Origin of the sequence: Mesorhizobium sp. M7A.F.Ca.CA.002.05.1.1, from assembly GCF_003998335.1 — a bacterium.
Taxonomy (GTDB): Bacteria; Pseudomonadota; Alphaproteobacteria; order Rhizobiales; family Rhizobiaceae; genus Mesorhizobium.
Genome location: NZ_RZQI01001024.1, coordinates 1 through 1991 on the forward strand (window position 1 = coordinate 1; position 1991 = coordinate 1991).

General features: G+C 61.5%; 2 protein-coding genes and 1 pseudogene. 2 read left to right on the forward strand and 1 reads right to left on the reverse strand.

Translation table 11 applies throughout. From position 1 onward, the window contains the following. Nucleotides 1-50: helix-turn-helix domain-containing protein (locus tag EN939_RS40130; protein WP_442919582.1), on the forward strand; the 50-nt coding region annotated here is incomplete at its 5' end. Between the two features lie 1143 nt (nt 51-1193). Beyond that, nucleotides 1194-1388 (forward strand): annotated as a pseudogene (locus EN939_RS39485) (DUF459 domain-containing protein); the annotation flags it as partial. A 69-nt stretch (nt 1389-1457) separates the two neighbouring features. On the opposite strand, the gene EN939_RS31985 reads toward EN939_RS39485, so the two are convergent. Next, on the reverse strand, nt 1458-1991 hold a 534-nt coding region (locus tag EN939_RS31985), incomplete at its 5' end, for an FAD-dependent oxidoreductase (protein ID WP_164751413.1).

The window sequence follows — 1991 nt, forward strand, 5'->3', positions numbered from 1 at the left end:
TCCGTGAGGTGACCGGCAGGGGGCGCTACCGGGCGTGGGACCCCGTTTAGCTGCGGCGGGCTTTGGCGAAAGCGACAGCACTGATGATTTTTGCTGTACGCTCATTCTCCCTCATCTGCGCGTTGACAGAAAACCAGCAGGCGAGGGTCACAGCACGCTGTGCTCCCCGCGATTTCCGGAAAACCAATGAAAAACGACTTTGATCGATCGCGCGGGACGTATCATTCAACCATGTCGAGAACGGGCGTGACGGCACGTACACTATGGACCGAGAGAACTTTGTCTGGCGACTTTGCGCACGCTTGCAAAACTCTTCGGAAAACTTCCTTCTGTTGATCCAATGATCGTAATGAGCTGGAGTGGCATCGCCGCTCTCCTCGGTTCTTGCTCTCTCAGTTGAACTTGATGCTAGCCTGCACGAAAACGCCGTAGCGCTTTGCCTTCCAATCGTCGGCCTGCGGGGAACCACGACCGCCCATTGCCTCTTCGAAATGAGCGGTGCCGTTATTCGCCACGGCCGCAACACCGCCTCGAGCTGGACGCCATGCCCATCGCCGTCTTCGGGAATTAGCTTGATCTTGGGCGCATGTGGTGCTGCTCTTTGCCGTCGAGCCGCGTGAAGAGGAACGCCACGTCACCAGAAAGGCTGAGTCGCTCGGTGAGTTGCGTCTGCCCGGCCAAGCCGAGTCGCAGCGAATGCCAATCGTTGTCCTGGCTGAGAGGTTGACGTAGGTGGGACGGTTGGCACACAGGTTCCCCAGTTGGTCGCCTGCTGCGTGCAACCGAAAGCATCGTAGCTCTCGTGCCAGAAATTGTTGCCAACAAAAGCACCGATGCGGTAGCGCGGTGAGTTCAAGAAATTATATCCAAGATCGGCGGTGAAATAGCTGACGCCGCCCCCGCGCTGATCACTGAATGTGTTTGAGTAGCCCCCCATTTCCGTAAGAAGTCCTCGTCATGAGAAAATCCTCCCTGATGCCGCCCGCACCGAGGAGGCCTTTACGAAAATGCCAGTCGGATTGTGGACTCGAATGCGCGTCTAGATCGTCATAGGTGAGCCGCGAGACCAGTGACGTACCTTTATGATTGTAAAGTTCCTTCGATGCGTTGCCGGTACTGGCCAGTAACGTAGTCCACCCTCGAAGGAAAAGACTGAGGCCGCCGACCCGGCTACCGACGCCGACTCGCAATCACCGGCACTCGACGGCGGTTCGGAACTTCTCGGTGCCGCAGCGCCGGCCAAGCCGGACGGGCCCGGTGAAAAATTCGTCGTCGAGGGCAAGGCGCCCGCTGCTGCGCCCGGCCGCGCCGACGATTTTTCTTGGCCGCCAAGGCGGCAGCCTGCGGCCGGGGCCACAACCGAAACGACCACGGCGATCAGTCCGTAAGCTGCCCGGGGCAGCGGAAGGGCGGAAAGCGCCTTCAGGTGGCCGCACAAGTAGGGTCTCGAGACGGACTCAGCGCGGCAGCACGCTCGATCCCATCAGCGCCTCATCGATGGCGCGCGCCGCCTGGCGGCCCTCGCGGATCGCCCAGACGACCAGCGACTGGCCGCGCCGCACGTCGCCCGCCGCATAGAGCTTTTCGACGCTGGTCCTGTAGTCCCGGTCATTGGCCTCGACATTCTTCGAGCGGCGGCTGTCAATGGCGATCTTCATCTGGCCGGCCAGTTCCGACACCGGCCCGCGAGCGGCTGGCCCGGCAAAGCCGATGGCGATGAACGCGAGATCGGCGCGGATGACGAATTCGGTGCCGGCGATCGGCTTGCGCTTTTCGTCGACTTCGCAGCATTTGACCCCGGTCAGCTGGCCGTTTTCGCCGATGAATTCAAGCGTCGCCACCTGGAATTCGCGCTCGGCGCCTTCGGCCTGCGAGGATGACGTGCGCATCTTGGTCGCCCAGTATGGCCAGACCGACAGCTTGTCTTCCTTTTCCGGCGGCTGCGGCCGGATGTCGAGCTGGGTGACGCGCACCGCGCCCTGGCGGAAGGC